This window comes from Salicibibacter cibi (assembly GCF_016495865.1).
In the GTDB taxonomy this organism is placed as follows: Bacteria; Bacillota; Bacilli; order Bacillales; family Marinococcaceae; genus Salicibibacter; species Salicibibacter cibi.
The window spans coordinates 506,634-524,695 of record NZ_CP054706.1; the positions used below are offsets into that span (position 1 = coordinate 506,634).

Sequence of the window (18,062 nt, forward strand, 5' to 3'; positions counted from 1 at the left end):
GTGCGGCAACGGTTTTGAAACAGCGCAATTAGCTCAACGAATAGATGCTTTTGCAGATGTGACCACTTATTTCAGCGGTCCTGTACTAGGACTTAATTTGTTCTTCAAGAAAGCGCTTCCCATTTCTTTTATAAAAATCTGTTCCCGCTTTGACACTTTCTCTTAAATTGTTTGAAACTGCTTTTCTTTCTTTTGCAGGAACACCAGCGGCTATCATTTCTTCTTCGATAATTTTATTTTCTCCTACGACAGCACCTGCCGCCACAACGGCTCCCTTTTTTATATGGGCACCGTTAAGAATAACGGCACCCATTCCTATCATTGCTCCTTCATCAATCGTACACCCATGTACAACGGCACGATGCCCGATCGTAACATCTTTATCAATCACAAGAGGATATCCAGGATCGACATGTAGAATACTACCTTCTTGTATATTAGTTCCGGCACCTACGGTGATCGACTCATTATCTCCTCTTATGACCGATGTGAACCATACAGAGGTGTTTTCCTGAAGTTCAACTTGACCGATAATATAAGCCCCTGGCGCTAGATAAGTCGTTGGATGAATGTTAGGTTTATGTGCGCCCAAATTATAGATCATGGCTCACTTTCCTTTCTTGAGTTAAGTTCAGGAGTATTTGAAATGTGCTTTCCTTTTTTCGAGAAAAGCATTTACGCCTTCTTGATAGTCTTCCGAAACAAAGGAATCGAGGATTAGCTGAGCCGTTTCATCCGAATCTTCAGTAGCACCTTCAAGCACTTCATGTACTATACGTTTAGAACCTCGCACGGCAAATTGTGCGTTATTACAAATGGTACCGGCGTAGGCCCCCGTTTCCTCTTGAATATCTTCACTGCTGATAACCCGATCAATTAATCCGATTCCGAGAGCTTCTTCTGCCGTTATTAAACGGCCGGTGTATAAAATGTCTTTAGCTTTTGCCGGACCCACAAGGTCAACAAGGTTTTTTGTGCCAGGTGTGTTATAGACAAGCCCTAACCGAGCGGGAGTAATGCCGAATTTGCCATTTTCATCGCTAAAGCGGAAATCACAGGCCACAGCAATTTCACATCCGCCACCTACGCAAAACCCTTGTATCATAGCAATGGTAGGCTTTGAAACATTCATAATGGCTTTTTCAGCTTTCATAGTTACATCATTGTAATGAGAGGCACTTTCTGCTGTGTAGCGGTGCGTCTTAAACTCACTAATATCTGCGCCCGCTGAGAAAGCTTTTTCATCGACGCTTTGAAAGATAATCATTTTTACATTCGGATTATCTTCACATTCTTCAATAATTTTGGGGATTTCTCTCCAAATGTCATAGGTTAGCGCATTTCTTTTGTGGGAGCGATTAAAATAGATGGTGGCAATCTCGTCGTTAACTTCGTAATAAATATCCTTTTCAGTCTTTGTTTCTTCCATGGTTGACTTCACTCCTTGGCATTATAAATTTTGGGTAGAAATTTGCTCGTTATACGAGCGAATGGCTCCCTCATTTTCCATGTGTTTAATGGTTTCTAAATCGTACCCGAAAGTTTGAAGGATCTCTTGTGTGTGCTCTCCATGTAAGGGGGCAGCGCGACGCACGGCACCTGGTGTTTCTGAGAATTTTGTAGGGATGCCCATCATTTTCATGTTTCCCATGACAGGATGGCTAACTTCAGTGACCATCTCCCGTTCGATATAATGGGGGTCTTGAACAGCTTCTTCAAAATTATTTATAGGACCTGCTGGAACACCGGCGTCCTCGCATTTATCCACCCAATATTGCTTATCCTGTTGAGTGAAAATCGTTTCTAAGTCCCGTTCTAGTTCATCAATATTTTCTTTTCTTAAGGAGTTCGTTTTGTATCGGGGATCTTGTATCCATTCAGGTTTTTCTATCACGTTCACACACAAATTTTCCCATGTTTTTTGATTTGCAGCACCTAACATCATATACCCATCCCGTGTTTGAATGGCTTGATAGGGCGCCGAAACCCGATGACGTCCTCCTGTTGGTTTAGGAATTGTCCCCTCAGCGAAATAAGAGGCTGCTTCCCACGTGAACCAAGGTAAACCAATTTCAGCAAGGGATAAATCAACATTTTGGCCTTCGCCTGTCTTTAATTTATGAATATAAGCGGCCATGATCGCGTAAGCAGCTGTAATGCCTGCCCCAATATCATAAACTGCAATCCCGGATTTCATGGGCCTGGAGTCAGGTTCACCCGTCATGCTCATTAAACCGGTCATTCCCTGAGCAACAAGGTCGAATGAGCCTTTGTGCGAGTAAGGGCCAGTTTGCCCATAACCGGAAATCGAGCAGTAAATAATATCTTCTTTGAGTTGTTTCATTGATTCATAGTCAATTTGTAACGATTTAGTAACACCAGGTCTAAAATTTTCCACAATGACATCTGCTTTTTTAGCAATTTTGTAAAATGCTTCAATACCTTCATCATTTTTAAGATTTAGTGAAATACTCTTTTTATTTCTATTGATTTGAAAAAAGCTGGTGGATTCTCCGTTGACGTAGGGTCCCATTTGTCTTGAATCGTCCCCACCTTGTGTTTTCTCTACCTTAATTACCTCGGCACCAAGGTCAGCGAGCACCATCGTGCAATATGGCCCTGCCATAATTTGTGAAGCATCAAGAACGACTAACCCGTCTAAAGGTCCCATTTTTTCACCTCTAATTTCTATAGTTTATACATCTTGACGAATCTGATAAAATATAAGTCTAGGTTATTATCAGGAATATCTGTGTTCTGCTCAACACAGATATTCCCTTACCCTTTTCATAAATCGATAACTTCCCGCCCCCTTTCTACGTCATTGTTAAGATGACTTTCCACTTGTTTAATCACATCTTGAACGTCCCCCTTTTTTAAACTTTCCAATATTTGGCGATGCTCGTTTATAATTTCTTTATTAGAATCGTAGTTGTATAAAATTTTAGCCCTGTATATTAAAAGGAGTGATCGAACTTGTTGTACAAATTGAATGGCTCTTTTGTTTGGACATGCCTTTAGTAAAGTGTCATGAAAATCAGTATTTAATTGAAGTAATTGTAAGTATTCACGATTTCCCAACGCTTGATCTGCTTCATCGAGAAGCTTTTCGACTCTGTTGATTAGTTCTTGATCCGCTACATTAGTAACCGCTTTCATAACTTCTTTTTCTAAAGCTACCCTACAGTCGTAAAGATCTTTAAAATCATCAATATTAAGTTCAATGACACGTAGTCCAGGACCATCTTGAACAAGTAAACCTTCATTTTGTAATTGTCTTAAAGCTTCTCTCATGGGGGTTCGACTAATGTTATACTCCGCAGCCAATTTAGTCACTATAATTTTTGATCCTGATTGGAACTCTCCAGTTAGGATCGACTTTTTCAATGATTCGTACAGTTGCTGATATAACGGTTGAGAAAAAACCAAATCTTGCAATGCGTTCCTCTCCTCAGGAAATAACATGATGTATCCTGTATCCAGGATACATATATCATATTTGATCATTTCAGAAATGTCAACATTGTGAGATGGAATTTTTATTATAATTTTATTGGCATAAAAAAACTCCATCATTGCTCCAGATGAACAATGATGGATTGCACTTGACTTCTTCAATAGCCGGTTTACTCATTGACCCATTCTTCTCCGATACTGATGGGGCGTAGCCTGCACATGTTTTCTGAATGTACGGTAGAAATGGGGCATGCTGTTATAACCGCATTTTTTGGCTATGGTTTCAATTTTATCATCAGATTGGCATAGCATGTCCTTTGCGCGTTTCATTCGCTTTGTGGTGATATATTCGCCCAAAGTGATTCCGATGGTTTGTTTAAAGATTCTGCTTAAATAGGTAGGGGAGACATTTGCATGTTGTGCCATTTCTTCCAAATTCAATTGTTGGCATAAGTTATCCTCTATATAAGTTAAAAGCGATCGCACCCATTCCTGCTCCTGACCCGACTGTCGTGTTTGGGCATGAAAGCAGTGGCGATTCAACATTAACAATAATGTGTGCAGATGCAACGTCAGAAATTCATAACGATCACTCTTAATAAGATGGTTTTCAGTATTCATTTTTTCCAGGTATGATTCAAATTCCAGCAAAGGGTTCAAGTCCATGCGGTAGCGATATTCTTTCTTTTTTAGGGATTGTGTGTACAATTTTAGAAAAGTATCTTTTGGATTGAAATGGTGATGTTCTACAGATTCGGTTGAAAAATATAATACTGATGTAATCATATACTTATAGTCGTCTATAATAGCCCGGTGGATAGTATTGGGAGGCACAAGAATGATGTCTCCTGATTTAAGTTTATAAAAATTTTGATCAATAAAAAACGTACTGTCTCCTTCATGGATATAGATTAATTCATACCAATCATGAGTATGATCCGGAAGTTCTTCTTGATTACTTTTCTTAGTTTTGTAAAACAACGATAACGGAGAAAAAGCGTTCTGTGCTAACATATTTTCCATCTCCTAGTGCAAGATTAGCAATATATTGTGCAATATAGGCAATATTTATACCCTTAAATTTATGGTACACTAATAATAACATAATATGATAACGTTTACATTATATTATTAAAGGGGTTGGATGTAGTGAGATTAAAAGAAAAGGTAGCACTAGTAACCGGTGGCGGATCTGGGATTGGTCGCAGTACTTGTGAACTTTTTGCAAGGGAAGGTGCGAGCGTCATTGTCAATGACATGAATGATGAAGCGGGAAACGAAACTGTACAGCGTATTGAAGAAAAAGGTGGAAATGCATTATTTTTAAAAGCGGATGTTACAACTGAAGATGAAGTTCAAAAAATGGTAGAACAAATCCTTCAAAAGTTCGATAGTATTGATATTCTTTTCAATAATGCCGGTATCAGTAGGGTAGGGCCGCTTCATAAAATAGACACCGAAGATTGGGAAAGGGTTGTAGATGTCAATTTAAAAGGCGTTTATCTTACAAGTAAGCATATTCTTCCAAATATGATAGAAAGACAGCAAGGTTCAATTATCAATATGTCTTCTTGTATCGCGGAAATTGGCTTGGCAGATCGAGCTGCTTATGCTGCTACTAAAGGTGCGGTGCTCTCACTGACAAAGTCCATGCAAGTGGATTATGCGAGTGACAACATTCGTGTTAATGCCCTTTTACCGGGAACCGTCTATACGCCCTTTGTAGAAAGATATCTAAAGGAATCCTATAGTGATCCTGAACAAGCCATTGAAAAGCTTAAGGGAAGACAACTGAGCGGGGAATTAGGTACACCGGAAAAAGTAGCGAAGGCTGCGTTGTTTCTAGCCTCGGATGATTCCGAATTAATGTTCGGGTCCCCTTTATATATCGACGGAGGAGTTACTTTCGGGAAAAATGCTTAGGAATTAAATAGTATAGTTAAAAACAGGGAGGGTAAAGATTCATGAAAAAGAATCGGGGAATAAAAAGTGTTTTATTTCTTCTGCCGGCGGCCCTATTAGCAGCATGCGGGAACGGGGACGCGGAAGAGGGAGCATCCGCGGATGAAGAGGAAGTATATGAAATTAGTATCGCTCATGGTAACCAACCGGGTGAACCTACGACTGAAGTTGCTGAAAAATGGGCTGAGTTGGCAGAAGAGGAAAGTGACGGGAGACTCGAAGTAACCGTTTATCCGAGTTCACAATTAGGTGATGAAGGTGACGTGGTTGAGCAAGCAATAGCTGGCAATAATGTTATCATCATGACGGGCTATGATTATTTAATGGATTATGTGCAAGACCTTGGGATTCTAACAGCACCTTATCTGACAGAGGATTTTGAGGAACTGATCTATTTAACTACGACCGATTGGTTTGATGGATTACACGATGATCTGAAAGAACAAGGCCTTGAGATTGTGGCAACCAATAATGTTTATGGTGAGCGCCATTTAATGACAAATGATGAGGTGTTAACTCCGGATGATTTAAACGGGATGGTTATTCGTACGCCGGACAACAATATGGCGATTCAATCTTTTGAGGCTATGGGTGCGTCACCAACAGCCCTTCCGCTGGATGAATTGTACACTTCACTTCAACAAGGCGTTGTGGATGGTGCCGAGAATCCGCTTCCGGTGCTAGAAGGAACGAACGCACATGAAGTTACAAATCACCTTGCTTTGACCGGGCATCAAAAATTTATTACGCCTTGGGTGGCAGGGACGACGTTTATGGAAACGCTTCCTGAAGATCTGATAACTATCCTGCAAGAAACAGGGGATGAAGCAATGGAAGATTCGGAGCAACTAGTTGAAGAGGCAGAGGAAGAAATACTGCAAACATTTGAAGAAGAAGGAATTACCATTAATGAAGTCGATCAAGAACCGTTTGAAGAAGAAGCTATGAATTTGTACGATATTACAGACCAATGGTCTGAAGACTTATATGATCATGTTCAACAACTTCTTGAAGAGCGTTAAAGGGCATCGAGCTTGGTAGCGAGGGCAAGTGAATGTTTAACGCACTTGTCCTGCTATTTTTTAAGAGAAAAAACGAGAAGGTGAAATTCTCATGAATTTTGTAAAGCTATTGCGAAACATAGATGATTATATCATTACAATTGCGATTGCGGGCACTATTATCGTTGTCAGCTCAAATATTTTCTTCAGATATGTACTAAATAGTCCAATAACATGGACAGAAGAATTGAGTATTGCTTTTTTTGTATATGTAACATATTTTGGATTGAGCTCAGCTATGAAGCGGAACAGCCATATAGGAATCGACTACTTCGTTCGTAAACTCCCTGATCCATTATCATATTTTTTTCAATGGGTTAGACTTATTACGATCTTTGGCATCATACTTTTTGTTTTTGTTTACTTGGGCTTTCAATTGGCGTTAGACACCACCGCACAGACGTCCATCCTGGGAATTAGTTATATATATATTTATTTATCTATCCCGCTCGGAGGCATTTTAGCGCTTCTTCATTTGACGTACGTTATTGTAACAAGGAATAAAGATTTTATTAAACACAACAAGGGAGCTTATTAGTCGATGGATCTACTAATTACCATTCTCATCTTACTGGTTAGTATTTTATTGAACATCCCCGTTGCCTTAGCTCTCATTTTTAGCTCTGCGTATTACGTATTCATGTCTAATATTCCTAATGGCATTATTGTTCAACAAATGGTAGAAGGGTCTGTATCTTTTACGTTGCTAGCCATCCTTTTTTTCATCACCACCGGTAATTTAATGAACTATACCGGTATTACAACAAGGATCTTGAATTTTGCACAAATCATCACCAGGCACACCATTGGCAAGCTTGCCAAAGTTAATGTCCTTCTAAGTACTATCATGGGTGGATTATCGGGCTCAAATATAGCCGATGCGGCGATGAATTCGAAGATTCTTGTACCTAGGATGGAAGAAGAAGGATATGATAAAGGGTTTGCAACGGCATTAACCGCCGCAACCTCCCTCATCACACCTATTCTACCGCCTGGGGTTGGATTGATTTTGTATGGGTTTGTAGGTAATGTCTCGATTGGAGACTTGTTTATGGCCGGTGTATTACCGGGTCTAGTGTTAGCATTTTTAATGATGGTGCTCAGTCATTTTATATCCAAACGTCGAAACTTTGAAGTCGAAAACAAACAACCGATGGCTAAGCCCAAAGAGGCGCTTATTGCTTTAAGGCCTGCATTGCTCGCAATTCTCCTACCGGTTATTATTATTGGAGGCATCCGACTTGGGGCTTTTGGGCCTTCAGAAGCTGGTGTTGTTGCTGTTCTCTATGCGTTATTTCTCGGCTTAATTGTTTACCGTGAAATGAAGCTCCCTAAGCTTGCTCATGCATTGTTTGAAAGTGCCCAGTCAGCAGCAACAATCATGCTAATCATTGCAGGAGGGTCAGCCTTTGGTTGGGTCCTGACTGTGGAACAAGTCCCACAACAGTTAACGGAATTTGTCAGCAGCTATGTGAATAATCCTTTCATGTTTTTTATTGTAGCTTTGATTTTTCTCCTTTTCGCGGGCATGTTTCTTGAGGGGAACGTTTTGATCATGATTTTGACTCCACTTTTTATGCCCATGTTGGACACCTTCGGCGTTGATCCGGTGCATTTTGGTATATTTTTCGTATTTACGGTGAGTATTGGGACTCTAACACCCCCGGTGGGCACCATTTTGTTCACCACCAGTTCCATCACTGGTGTATATATTGAAAAATTAATTAAGGAAATGTTACCTTTTTATGTTCTCCTTATTATCGCTGCTCTTCTTCTCGCTTTTATCCCTGCCATTAGTCTATGGTTACCGAATATATTATAGGGATCACAATTAATAGACTACATTCAGCAATAAATAATAAGGGGGCCTTATGGGCCCCTTTGTTGTATTTCTAGTTTAACGATATATTTTTTGCTAATATATAAATAGGTCAATTCTATGGAGGTGCGACTGAAATTGGCTTCCGAGCATCAGAGACTCGTGATGATCGCCGATGATCTAACAGGTGCGAATGACAGTGGCGTTCAATTTACGAAAGACGGTTTTGAATCGACGGTACTCTTTCATGTGGATGAGGAAATTTTGCAGACGACAACAGGGCAAGTGTTGGTCGTTGATACGGATTCCAGGGCGTTGCAAGCCGGTGAAGCATATTCCCATGTGCATAAGGTGACGGAATATGTTAACTCAGCCTCTTTCGATGTTTTTTATAAAAAAATAGATTCTACCTTACGCGGCAATATCGGGGCGGAGATTGAAGCGATACAGGTAGCAGGAGGTTTTGATCTGGTTGTGATTGCCCCGGCTTTCCCGGAAGCCGGACGTGTGACGATCGATGGGTTTCATTATGTGAACGATGTACCCATTGATCAAACATTGTTCGCGAAGGATCCCCATACTCCGGTTTCGGAGGCTTACATCCCATCTTTAATAAAAAAACAAACAGATCGTGAGGTGCTGGCAGTATCGATAGAAAGTGAATGGCCAGCAAATGAAGATGGAGTGCCTTGGCTTGTCTTCGATGCCAGAACGAATGAGGATCTGAAACAAATTGTCGAAAATGTCACAAGTGGTGAATACTCGCGAATACTTTGGGTTGGCTCGGCCGGACTCGCGATACATGTATCAAAATGGTTTCAACGGATAACCAATAAAAAAGTGCTGACTGTTGCCGGAAGCGCATCGGATGTAACTGTGCAACAAGTTCAACGTTTACTGGAAGAGAAAGATGTGGCGGGCATTCCAATTAACCCGGAATTGTTATTGAAGGGTGGATATAATAGTGAAGAAAAAGAAGAGTTGTTACAATCTATAGCAGCTGGTTACAGCAATAGAAAAGATATCCTGATATATTGTGATGTGAATGCTTACCCAGTTTCCAAGATCATCGATATTGGGGATGCCTGCGGCTATTCAGCAAGTCAAGTAAGCGGGAAGATAGCTGAATTCATAGGCGAATTGGCTGCTAATGTGATCACACTTCATGACATTGATCGGCTTATTTTAACAGGTGGCGAAACCGCAAAAAATGTAAGCAGAGCACTTTATGTGCAAGGCTTTAACCTCATGGGAGAGGTTGAAACCGGAATTCCCATTAGTCAAATGCTCGGGACAAATATTCTTGCGGTCACGAAGGCGGGCGCTTATGGAAATGAGCAGTCCATCGTACGAGCATATGAGTTCTTAAAACAAGGGGGTGTTCATCATGGATAAACCTATTATTGCCATTACGATGGGGGATGCAGGCGGGATTGGCCCTGAAATCATCGTTAAGTTATTCAAGCGTCAAGACATTTTCAATCACTGTGTTCCTGTAGTCATTGGTGACGAAAAAATATTGAAAAAAGCGGAAAAGGACCTTCAAACAGGCGTTCATATTGATAAAGTCGATCGGATTGATACGCTTACAAATAAGGCAGGACGTATGCCTTGTTTGGATTTAAACATACTCCCAAATGACTTGCCTAAAGGGGAAGTGTCTGCGTCGGCAGGAGATGCAGCGTTTCGTTTTATTGAAAAAGCGGTTGAACTTGCCAATTTAGGGAAAATCAATGGTATTTGCACGGCGCCGCTCAATAAAGAGGCACTGCATAAAGGAGGGCATCTGTATCCTGGGCATACGGAAATTCTGGCTGATCTGACGGATACAGATGATTTTGCCATGATGTTATCCGCTACGAATCTGAAAGTGATTCACGTGACAACACACGTCGGATTGTTAGAAGCGGTTCGTAGGATTGATGACAATCGTGTTTATAGTGTTGTGAAAATGGCGCATGAAACGCTTGTGAGAGCTGGCATCTCACAACCGAAGATCGGTGTATGCGGGATCAACCCCCATGCTGGTGAGAATGGTTTGTTCGGTGAAGGGGAGGAGGAGGAGAAAATTGTACCTGCAATTGAACGCGCGAGATCAGGAGGGATAGAAGTAACCGGTCCTTTTCCTGCTGATACGTTGTTTTTTCGGGCAACGCGAGGCGACTTTGATATTGTTGTCGCCATGTATCATGATCAAGGTCACGGGCCCATTAAAGTCCTCGGACTGGATAATGGGGTGAACATCACGGTCGGCCTGCCTATTATCCGTACGAGTGTTGATCATGGTACAGCTTTCGATATTGCCGGGAAAGGGGTCGCCAGTGAAGATAGTCTTATTGAGGCGTTACTACAGGCTGCCGAGCTCGCAGGAACGAACGTTAAGTAATCACCTACAGAGGAGTCACTTATGAAAACATCAATATCATATATTTTCGTGATTGCTACACTTATGGTCACCACAGGGTGTCAGCAACAACTCTCTGAAGCAGGCAGCAACAACGAGGATAGCCTTGTGATCTCCTGGCCGCAAGATATAGGTCTTCTGGATCCCCATGGTTATGGCGAGAATCAGATGTTTGCCCAAAATCTTGTTTATGAGTCACTTGTGCAACACGACGAAGAAGGAGACATTAAACCCCATTTAGCTGAGTCATGGGAGATATCGGATGATGGAAAAACCTATACCTTTTTCTTAAGGGAAGATGTGCAGTTCTCGGATGGTTCCGAATTTAACGCGGAGAATGCCAAAAAAAATTTCGATGCCGTCATAGAGGCACCTGAAGACCATGCATGGTTAGAGCTGGCCAATCAAATTAACCGTACGGAAGTGATAGATTCTTTTACTTTTGAAATCACATTAGAAGATACTTATTATCCGCTACTCGAGGAGTTGGCGCTTGTGCGGCCTTTCCGTTTTCTCGGAGAAGCCGGTTTTAACGAGGATCAGCAATTCAAAGAACCGATCGGGACGGGTCCATGGGTTCTACATGAGTACCGAAAGGATGAAGAAGCTGTATTTCATCGCAACGACCACTATTGGGGCGAAAAACCGGAAATGGAAGAACTGGTTGTGCGCGTGATTCCTGATGGCGATGCTCGTGTGATGGCTTTTGAAAACGGAGAAATTGATATGATTTATGGGAGCGGTTTAATCAGTTTAGATGCATTTGATCACTTGCAGAATAACGAGAATTATGAAACGGGCACATCCCCACCACAAGCTAACCGTGTAATGGCTTTAAATTCGAATCGAGGAGTTACTGAAGATCATCTTGTTCGGCAAGCACTTATTCATGCATTTGATGCCCATAGTTTTATTGAAGATATGCTGTATGAGACCGAGGAGCATGCCACGAGCCTCTTTCCTGATGATGCGCCATATCAACCGGATGATTTAGATCCATATGAGTATGATCCTTTGAAAGCTGAATCACTGCTGGAAGAAGCAGGTTGGGAACGGAGAGATGATCATGAGATTCGGGAGAAAGACGGGCAACCATTGCAACTCACCTTTGTATTTGATGCGAATGATGAAATTCAAACCATTTTGGCAGAGTACATGCAAAGTGAACTTCGTGCTTTAGGGGTTGATATTGTTCTTTCCGGCGTGGACAACCAATCCTATCTTGATGCACAAAAAACTGGAGACTTCGATATTATTTACCATGAAACATGGGGAGCTCAGTATGATCCACATGCAATGCTGTCTTCCATGCGGGTTCCTTCGCATGCGGATTATCAGGCACAGCGGGGGTTGGCTGATAAAGATGAGCTTGATGAAAAGATTAGTCAGGTCCTAGTTGAAACAGATGAGCAGCAAAGAGAAGAACAATATGATGATATAATAAGAACGCTGCATGACGAAGCCATTTATGTACCGATTTCCAGTCCGTCAACAACCGGTATGTACCATAATGATATTGAAGGTGTTCGGTACTCTCCCATCCCCTATGAATTTTCTCTAGAGCACATAAGGAGATAGGGAACATGGTTGCTTTAATCACTCGACGAATACTGATGCTTTTTCCATCTTTGTTGTTTCTCTCGATGTTCGTATTTTTACTAATGCATATGATCCCAGGGGATCCAGCACAAGCTTATTTGACATTATCACAAATTCCGCCTACGGATGAGGCGATCGCAGCCGCTAGAGGGGAATTAGGCTTGGATCTCCCCCTTTATGAGCAGTATTGGAATTGGCTCATTTCTGCACTGCAACTTGATTTTGGGACATCCTTTTTGACGGGTGAACGTGTTCTTGAAGAAGTGTTGTATTATTTTCCTTCAACTTTACAATTGAGTCTCGCCGCTTTTTTATTTACGATAACGATTAGTGTGCTGATCGGTATTTTTTCTGCTCGTTATCAACAGCGCTTATTCGATACATTCAGTCGTCTATTCTCCGTGGGAGGTTCCGCAATACCTACTTTCTGGCTTGGTTTTCTTCTTGTCTATTTTTTCTCCTATCAGTTGGGGTGGTTACCATCAGGGGGAAGAGGGGGTTGGACCAGTTTGGTGTTACCGATGCTCACTCTTTCCATTCCTTACATTGCATTATTTAGTCGTTTACTAAGAACAAGCTTGCTGGAAGTGAGCAAGGCTTCATATGTTACGTACAGCCGAGCTCGTGGACTTCGGGAACCATCCATTTTTAGAAGGCATATTCTCCGTCATGCCCTTTTGCCTCTCCTTACGGTGTCGGGGGTGGCACTAGGGTATCTACTAGCCGGCACTGTTATCGTTGAGAGCGTGTTTTCCTGGCCGGGTATGGGCAGATATATGGTAACGGCGATCACCAACCGTGATTACCCTGTGATCCAATTTTACATCGTTTTCATGGCGTTTATTTTTCTGATCGTTAACATGATCGTTGATTTGTTGCAATTATGGGTGGATCCAAGATTACGTAGCAAAGAAGGATCACCCAATGTTTAGGATTTTATGGAAGAAGAAAGCATTAATCTTTAGTGGTTCTATCCTCTTGCTGGTATTTCTTTTTGCATTGTTGGCGCCTTTTGTTGTTCCCGTTGACCCGTTTGACGGTGACACTTCACATCGTTTGCTGCCTCCTTCCTTTGAATACTGGTTTGGAACGGATCATTTGGGTCGTGATGTTTTCTCACGTTTATTGTATGGGGCGCGCTATAGTCTTCTCGGAGCTCTTACCGTGACCATCATTGCAACGATACTCTCTATAGTGATCGGAACATTTGCTGGTTATAAAGGCGGCTGGTTGGATCAAATATTCATGCGTCTCAGTGAATGGATGCTTGCCTTTCCGAGTCTGATGATTGCTCTCGTCCTGGTCGGTATGTTTGGTCCGGGGATGATTAATTTAATGCTTGCGCTTGTTCTTGTTTTCTGGATGCCGGAAGCTCGACTTATTCGAAATATGGTTGTGCGTTTAAAAGAAGAACGATATGTACACGTAGCCAAGCTTCATGGAGTCTCTTCGTTCCGGGTCATCACGCGTCATCTTTTTCCTTTCGTATTGCCACACGTGCTCGTAATGGCGACGCTTAACGTTGGAAGTGTGCTGTTACATATCGCTGGTTTTTCATTTCTAGGACTCGGAATACAACCTCCCCTCCCGGAATGGGGAGCGATGTTAAACGCAAGCAGTGATTATTTTTACAGTGCGCCTTGGTTGATGATCTTTCCCGGTTTAATTATTTTCGTGATTGTTCTTTCATTTAATATCCTTTCCGACTATTGGAGAGACACTTTGAATTTACAAAAGTAAAGGTGATGAACATGCTGGACGTCGATCGATTAAGTATCTTGGCCCAAAATCAGCACCCACTTCTCAAAAATATATCTTTTTCGCTTTCATCCGGGAAAACATTAGGGGTGATTGGGGAGAGCGGAGCAGGAAAAACCTTGCTTAGTAATGCGCTCATACGGTTGTTAGATCCAGCGTTTCACGTAAGTGGACAGATTTATTTTCAAGGAAAGGCACTCATGACGTTATCAACGAAAGAAATGACTCGTTTACGTGGGAAAGAGATTGGATTTTTAACTCAGCATCCTTTTTCTGCATTTGACCCCATATATACGGTAGAGAAGCAAATGATCGACACGATTCGAACGCATTTCACCTGTACGAAAAAAGAAAGTCGCAAAGTGGCCATGCTTATGCTGAACAAGATGGCTTTTGAGGATCCTGAGCGGTTGTTTCAACGCTATCCTTTTGAGCTGAGCGGTGGTATGATGCAAAGAGTGATGATGGCCTTAATGATGGCATTAAAGCCTAAAATGATGATTGCAGATGAGCCGACGACGGCGATGGATACTATAACTCAGCGGGAAGTGCTTCATCAATTTGACTTATTACGAAGTGATGGAACTGAGGCGATGTTGCTCATTACACATGATTTAGGTGTATTGGCTAAACTCGCTGATGAAGTTCTTGTATTAAAATCAGGTTCAGTGGTCGAATGGTTGTCTGTCGATAAGTTTTTTAAAAACCCGGAACATGGTTACACGAGAAGCTTACTTACGTCGTATTTGAAGTTCCATGGAGTGAATGCGTAATGGTTGTGGAAGTAAAAAAAGTAGCAAAGCGTTATGGAAAAAAGAACGCCACTCAGGTATTACGAGATGTTTCTTTGCAAATCGAACAAGAGACATGTGTAGCCCTGCTGGGGGCAAGTGGTGTAGGCAAAAGTACGTTAGGGCGTATAATGGTCGGGTTGGAACGTCCAGATGAAGGTGCTATTTTCGTCCAGGGCGAGCGTTTGCTTGTTGCCAAGCACAAACGTTTTAGAAATAAAGTTCAGATGGTATTTCAAGATCCGCAGTCCGCATTTAACCCACGCCTGACGCTAGCTGAAAGTCTGGCCGAGCCTTTATGGGTGGAACGGGTCAGTAAACGCGAGTGTGATAAACGAATCGGTGCAATGTCAGAAGATGTTCAACTCGATCAGGAATTTTTGGATCGTTACCCTGAGCAATTAAGCGGGGGGCAACTACAACGGGCAGCGATAGCTCGTGCCCTGATTTGCCGTCCTTCATTTGTTGTGTTGGATGAAGTTGTTAGTAGTCTGGATGTTATCCATCAACATCATATCCTTGACTTACTTCATGGATTGAAAGAAAGGTATGGACTCTCTTACTTATTCATTACGCACGATTTTCAAGCAGCAAAGTATATTGCTGAGCGCATCGCAGTCCTCTATGGCGGTAAAGTGGTTGATCAGATTAAAAAGAAGGAAAATGAAGGGTGGCAATGTTTTAAGCATCCACATGCGTTACGTTTGCAAAAAGCGGTGTTGGCACCACACGGAATTTTATCGCGTTTTATTTAATACTATTATACTTTGTTGTATAATTAACATTAGAAAATTGCTTGTAAACGCTTACTGTTCTATCAAAAGGAGGCCAATAGCATTGAGGATTAAAGATACTATTGAGAAAGTGCCGGGAGGTCTAATGGTTGTTCCGCTCATGTTGGGAGCAACGTTAAATACGATTGACCAGCTTCAAATTCCTTTTATTGTAGAATTTCTAAGAATTTTGGGCGCACCTGAGCTGGAAAATGGAAATTATGAGTTTTTAAGAATCGGGGGGTTCACCCAAGATTTATTTAAGGACGGGGCTATGGTGCTGATTGCCTTGTTCCTCTTTTGCGCCGGTAGCCAGATGAATTTAAAGATCGGACGAAAAGCACTCAAGATTGGATCTATTTTGTTGGTATCGAAATACCTGTCAGGTCTGGCAGTGGGTCTTCTCTTTGGCTATTTCTTTGATCCAATGGACGGGTTGCTTGGCTTATCGATGGTTGCCATTATTGCTGGTATGACAAACGGAAATGGTGGGATGTATGCAGCGTTGACAAGTCAATATGGGCGTCGCTCTGATATTGGTGGTGTGGCTGTGCTATCATTAAATGATGGGCCGTTCTTTACCATGATTTCACTCGGTATTATTGGTCAAAGTTTCCCTTTTATCTCTTTTATAGCCGTGTTGCTTCCCATTGCCATTGGAATGATTCTTGGGAATTTAGATGAGAAGATGCGTGATTTTCTTAAAGCGGGGGAAATTCTCCCTGTGCCATTCTTTGCGTTTGCCCTTGGTGCAGGCATGAATTTGACGTTATTTTTTAATATGGATGTCTTGGGAGCAGGCGTTACCATCGGTTTAATGACAACAATTGTCACCGGATTTGCAGGAATGTTAGCGTTCAAGTTGTTCCGGGAAAGAAGCTATATTGCACCTTGGGCAGAAGCTTCTACAGCAGGGAACGCAACAGCAACTCCAGCAGCGATTGCATCCGCTGCAGCTGTATCAGGGGGCTCGGGCGCAATGCTTCAAGCAGATGTAGAAATGTATGAAGCCCTTGTTCCAATAGCCACCGCACAAATTTCACTTGCGGTTATTGTTACTGCGATCCTTTGTCCAATCGCTGTCATTCTTGTGGACCGTTATCAACGTAAGCGCGGCATTGATGGACGTTTAGAAGATGATGAAGTAGAAAAATAGTGAAAGGTGATACAACATGAAACAAACACTATTGTATGGCCAAGAAGATTTAGATGTTCAGGTTCCGGACGATACAGTCGTTATAGAACCATCGAATATTCCAGCACTTGAAAGACAGGAGGAAGCGATTCTTGAAGCCATGAACACGCCCATCGGGACACCACCTCTTAGAGAGGTGGTGACCGAAACAGATACAGTGGCGATCGTGATCAGTGATATTACAAGACCAACGCCCAACGATATCCTCGTCCCTACGATTATAAAGACGCTGGACCATGTCCCGCTGAAAAATATCGTGATTATTAATGGAACCGGCACCCACCGCGACCAAACAAAGGATGAATTTGTGGGGATGCTCGGACAATGGATTGTAGACAACATCCGCATCGTTAATAACCATTGCCATGAAAAAGATGAACATGTCAAAGTGGGCCATAGTTCTTACGGTTGTGACGTCTATTTAAATAAAGAGTACGTGGAAGCCGATTTCCGTATTAGCACAGGGTTTATTGAACCGCATTTTTTCGCCGGCTTTTCCGGAGGACCAAAAGGTATCATGCCGGGGATTGCAGGCATTGAAACAATCATGACGTTTCACAATGCCCGTATGATTGGTGATCTCCGTTCTACATGGGGGAACATGGAAGATAACCCTTTGCAAAATATGACGCGTGAAATCAATCAGATGTGCAAGCCTGATTTTATGTTGAATGTAACCCTCAATCGAGAAAAGGACATTACGGAAGTTTTCGCAGGAGAATTGTATGAAGCCCATGATAAAGGATGTGAGTATGTAAAGGAACACGCAATGGTGCAATGTGACGAACGTTTTGATGTCGTGATCACCTCGAATTCCGGTTACCCGCTTGACCAAAACCTTTACCAAGCGGTTAAAGGAATGAGCGCCGCACAAAAGATTGTGAAAGAAGGCGGTAGCATCATCGTCGCTTCTGAGTGTTCCGACGGATTACCCGGTCATGGGAATTATGCCGACATTCTGAAGATGGCAGACACACCACAGCAATTGTTGGAGATGATCGAGGATCCGGAATTTAAGATGTTTGATCAGTGGCAAGTGCAGAAGCAAGCCGTTATACAGGTCTGGTCAGATGTATATGTATACTCCGGGCTAAGTGATGAGCAAGTAAAAACAGCGATGCTCAAGCCAAGCCAATCGATTGAAGAGACGTTAGCTGAACTTCGTAGAAAATATGGTGAACAGATGTCAGTGGCCATTTTGCCACTCGGACCTTTAACGATCCCGTATGTAGAAGAGAAATAAA

Annotated in this window: 18 protein-coding genes; 13 read left to right on the plus strand and 5 right to left on the minus strand. The window is 42.2% G+C overall.

Features of this window, described 5'->3' with window-relative positions; translation table 11 throughout:
- Nucleotides 1-85: 85 nt before the first annotated feature.
- The 5 genes from HUG20_RS02530 to HUG20_RS02550 all read right to left on the minus strand — a co-directional run bounded on the left by HUG20_RS02530 (nucleotide 86) and on the right by HUG20_RS02550 (nucleotide 4,470).
- Nucleotides 86-604: a gamma carbonic anhydrase family protein gene (locus HUG20_RS02530; protein ID WP_200087693.1), complete on the minus strand. Its 519-nt coding sequence runs from the start codon at nucleotides 602-604 to the stop codon at nucleotides 86-88.
- A gap of 27 nt (nucleotides 605-631) precedes the next feature.
- Nucleotides 632-1,429, minus strand: coding sequence for an enoyl-CoA hydratase-related protein (locus HUG20_RS02535; RefSeq protein ID WP_200087695.1), 798 nt, complete (start codon nucleotides 1,427-1,429; stop codon nucleotides 632-634).
- 21 nt (nucleotides 1,430-1,450) lie between these two features.
- Entirely contained in the window at nucleotides 1,451-2,671 is a 1,221-nt protein-coding gene (locus HUG20_RS02540; RefSeq protein WP_200087710.1) for a CaiB/BaiF CoA transferase family protein, read from the minus strand.
- A gap of 116 nt (nucleotides 2,672-2,787) precedes the next feature.
- A complete protein-coding gene (locus tag HUG20_RS02545; RefSeq protein WP_246476505.1) occupies nucleotides 2,788-3,438 on the minus strand; it encodes a GntR family transcriptional regulator in 651 nt (216 codons plus the stop codon).
- A gap of 192 nt (nucleotides 3,439-3,630) precedes the next feature.
- Nucleotides 3,631-4,470 carry an AraC family transcriptional regulator gene (locus tag HUG20_RS02550; protein WP_200087713.1) on the minus strand — a complete coding sequence of 280 codons (840 nt, stop codon included), beginning with the start codon at nucleotides 4,468-4,470 and terminating at the stop codon, nucleotides 3,631-3,633.
- Nucleotides 4,471-4,605: 135 nt separating this feature from the next.
- Between HUG20_RS02550 and HUG20_RS02555 the strand changes: the two genes are divergently transcribed.
- The 13 genes from HUG20_RS02555 to larA all read left to right on the plus strand — a co-directional run bounded on the left by HUG20_RS02555 (nucleotide 4,606) and on the right by larA (nucleotide 18,061).
- On the plus strand, nucleotides 4,606-5,379 hold the full coding sequence (locus HUG20_RS02555; RefSeq protein WP_200087716.1) for an SDR family NAD(P)-dependent oxidoreductase: 774 nt from the start codon (nucleotides 4,606-4,608) through the stop codon (nucleotides 5,377-5,379).
- 41 nt (nucleotides 5,380-5,420) lie between these two features.
- Nucleotides 5,421-6,440, plus strand: coding sequence for a C4-dicarboxylate TRAP transporter substrate-binding protein (locus HUG20_RS02560; protein WP_200087720.1), 1,020 nt, complete (start codon nucleotides 5,421-5,423; stop codon nucleotides 6,438-6,440).
- A 91-nt stretch (nucleotides 6,441-6,531) separates the two neighbouring features.
- Nucleotides 6,532-7,017 (plus strand): TRAP transporter small permease, encoded by a 486-nt coding sequence (locus tag HUG20_RS02565; protein WP_200087723.1) that lies wholly within the window; start codon nucleotides 6,532-6,534, stop codon nucleotides 7,015-7,017.
- A gap of 3 nt (nucleotides 7,018-7,020) precedes the next feature.
- Nucleotides 7,021-8,301 (plus strand): TRAP transporter large permease, encoded by a 1,281-nt coding sequence (locus HUG20_RS02570; RefSeq protein ID WP_200087726.1) that lies wholly within the window; start codon nucleotides 7,021-7,023, stop codon nucleotides 8,299-8,301.
- Between the two features lie 117 nt (nucleotides 8,302-8,418).
- Nucleotides 8,419-9,693 carry a four-carbon acid sugar kinase family protein gene (locus HUG20_RS02575; protein ID WP_200087729.1) on the plus strand — a complete coding sequence of 425 codons (1,275 nt, stop codon included), beginning with the start codon at nucleotides 8,419-8,421 and terminating at the stop codon, nucleotides 9,691-9,693.
- A complete protein-coding gene (gene pdxA / locus HUG20_RS02580; RefSeq protein ID WP_200087732.1) occupies nucleotides 9,686-10,684 on the plus strand; it encodes a 4-hydroxythreonine-4-phosphate dehydrogenase PdxA in 999 nt (332 codons plus the stop codon). Before HUG20_RS02575 ends, pdxA begins: the two co-directional genes overlap by 8 nt.
- Nucleotides 10,685-10,705: 21 nt before the next feature.
- Nucleotides 10,706-12,280 (plus strand): nickel ABC transporter substrate-binding protein, encoded by a 1,575-nt coding sequence (nikA, locus tag HUG20_RS02585; protein WP_200087734.1) that lies wholly within the window; start codon nucleotides 10,706-10,708, stop codon nucleotides 12,278-12,280.
- A gap of 5 nt (nucleotides 12,281-12,285) precedes the next feature.
- On the plus strand, nucleotides 12,286-13,233 hold the full coding sequence (gene nikB / locus HUG20_RS02590) for a nickel ABC transporter permease (RefSeq protein WP_200087737.1): 948 nt from the start codon (nucleotides 12,286-12,288) through the stop codon (nucleotides 13,231-13,233).
- Nucleotides 13,226-14,041 carry a nickel transporter permease gene (nikC, locus tag HUG20_RS02595; RefSeq protein WP_200087739.1) on the plus strand — a complete coding sequence of 272 codons (816 nt, stop codon included), beginning with the start codon at nucleotides 13,226-13,228 and terminating at the stop codon, nucleotides 14,039-14,041. The genes nikB and nikC overlap by 8 nt, the downstream gene beginning before the upstream one ends.
- Before the next feature lie 11 nt (nucleotides 14,042-14,052).
- Nucleotides 14,053-14,832, plus strand: coding sequence for an ABC transporter ATP-binding protein (locus HUG20_RS02600; RefSeq protein ID WP_200087744.1), 780 nt, complete (start codon nucleotides 14,053-14,055; stop codon nucleotides 14,830-14,832).
- Nucleotides 14,832-15,605 (plus strand): ABC transporter ATP-binding protein, encoded by a 774-nt coding sequence (locus tag HUG20_RS02605; protein WP_200087747.1) that lies wholly within the window; start codon nucleotides 14,832-14,834, stop codon nucleotides 15,603-15,605. The genes HUG20_RS02600 and HUG20_RS02605 overlap by 1 nt, the downstream gene beginning before the upstream one ends.
- Nucleotides 15,606-15,687: 82 nt before the next feature.
- Nucleotides 15,688-16,779, plus strand: coding sequence for a 2-keto-3-deoxygluconate permease (locus HUG20_RS02610; protein WP_200087748.1), 1,092 nt, complete (start codon nucleotides 15,688-15,690; stop codon nucleotides 16,777-16,779).
- A 16-nt stretch (nucleotides 16,780-16,795) separates the two neighbouring features.
- Nucleotides 16,796-18,061, plus strand: coding sequence for a nickel-dependent lactate racemase (larA, locus tag HUG20_RS02615; RefSeq protein ID WP_200087750.1), 1,266 nt, complete (start codon nucleotides 16,796-16,798; stop codon nucleotides 18,059-18,061).
- Nucleotide 18,062: the final 1 nt, after the last annotated feature.

Coding starts and splice junctions, on each gene's coding strand:
- nikA (WP_200087734.1), top strand. CDS start 10,706: ATGAAAACATCAATATCATATATTTTCGTGATTGCTACACTTATGGTC.
- nikC (WP_200087739.1), top strand. CDS start 13,226: ATGTTTAGGATTTTATGGAAGAAGAAAGCATTAATCTTTAGTGGTTCT.
- HUG20_RS02540 (WP_200087710.1), bottom strand. CDS start 2,671: ATGGGACCTTTAGACGGGTTAGTCGTTCTTGATGCTTCACAAATTATG.
- HUG20_RS02560 (WP_200087720.1), top strand. CDS start 5,421: ATGAAAAAGAATCGGGGAATAAAAAGTGTTTTATTTCTTCTGCCGGCG.
- HUG20_RS02565 (WP_200087723.1), top strand. CDS start 6,532: ATGAATTTTGTAAAGCTATTGCGAAACATAGATGATTATATCATTACA.
- HUG20_RS02530 (WP_200087693.1), bottom strand. CDS start 604: ATGATCTATAATTTGGGCGCACATAAACCTAACATTCATCCAACGACT.
- HUG20_RS02535 (WP_200087695.1), bottom strand. CDS start 1,429: ATGGAAGAAACAAAGACTGAAAAGGATATTTATTACGAAGTTAACGAC.
- pdxA (WP_200087732.1), top strand. CDS start 9,686: ATGGATAAACCTATTATTGCCATTACGATGGGGGATGCAGGCGGGATT.
- HUG20_RS02575 (WP_200087729.1), top strand. CDS start 8,419: ATGGAGGTGCGACTGAAATTGGCTTCCGAGCATCAGAGACTCGTGATG.
- HUG20_RS02550 (WP_200087713.1), bottom strand. CDS start 4,470: ATGTTAGCACAGAACGCTTTTTCTCCGTTATCGTTGTTTTACAAAACT.
- HUG20_RS02570 (WP_200087726.1), top strand. CDS start 7,021: ATGGATCTACTAATTACCATTCTCATCTTACTGGTTAGTATTTTATTG.
- nikB (WP_200087737.1), top strand. CDS start 12,286: ATGGTTGCTTTAATCACTCGACGAATACTGATGCTTTTTCCATCTTTG.
- larA (WP_200087750.1), top strand. CDS start 16,796: ATGAAACAAACACTATTGTATGGCCAAGAAGATTTAGATGTTCAGGTT.
- HUG20_RS02600 (WP_200087744.1), top strand. CDS start 14,053: ATGCTGGACGTCGATCGATTAAGTATCTTGGCCCAAAATCAGCACCCA.
- HUG20_RS02605 (WP_200087747.1), top strand. CDS start 14,832: ATGGTTGTGGAAGTAAAAAAAGTAGCAAAGCGTTATGGAAAAAAGAAC.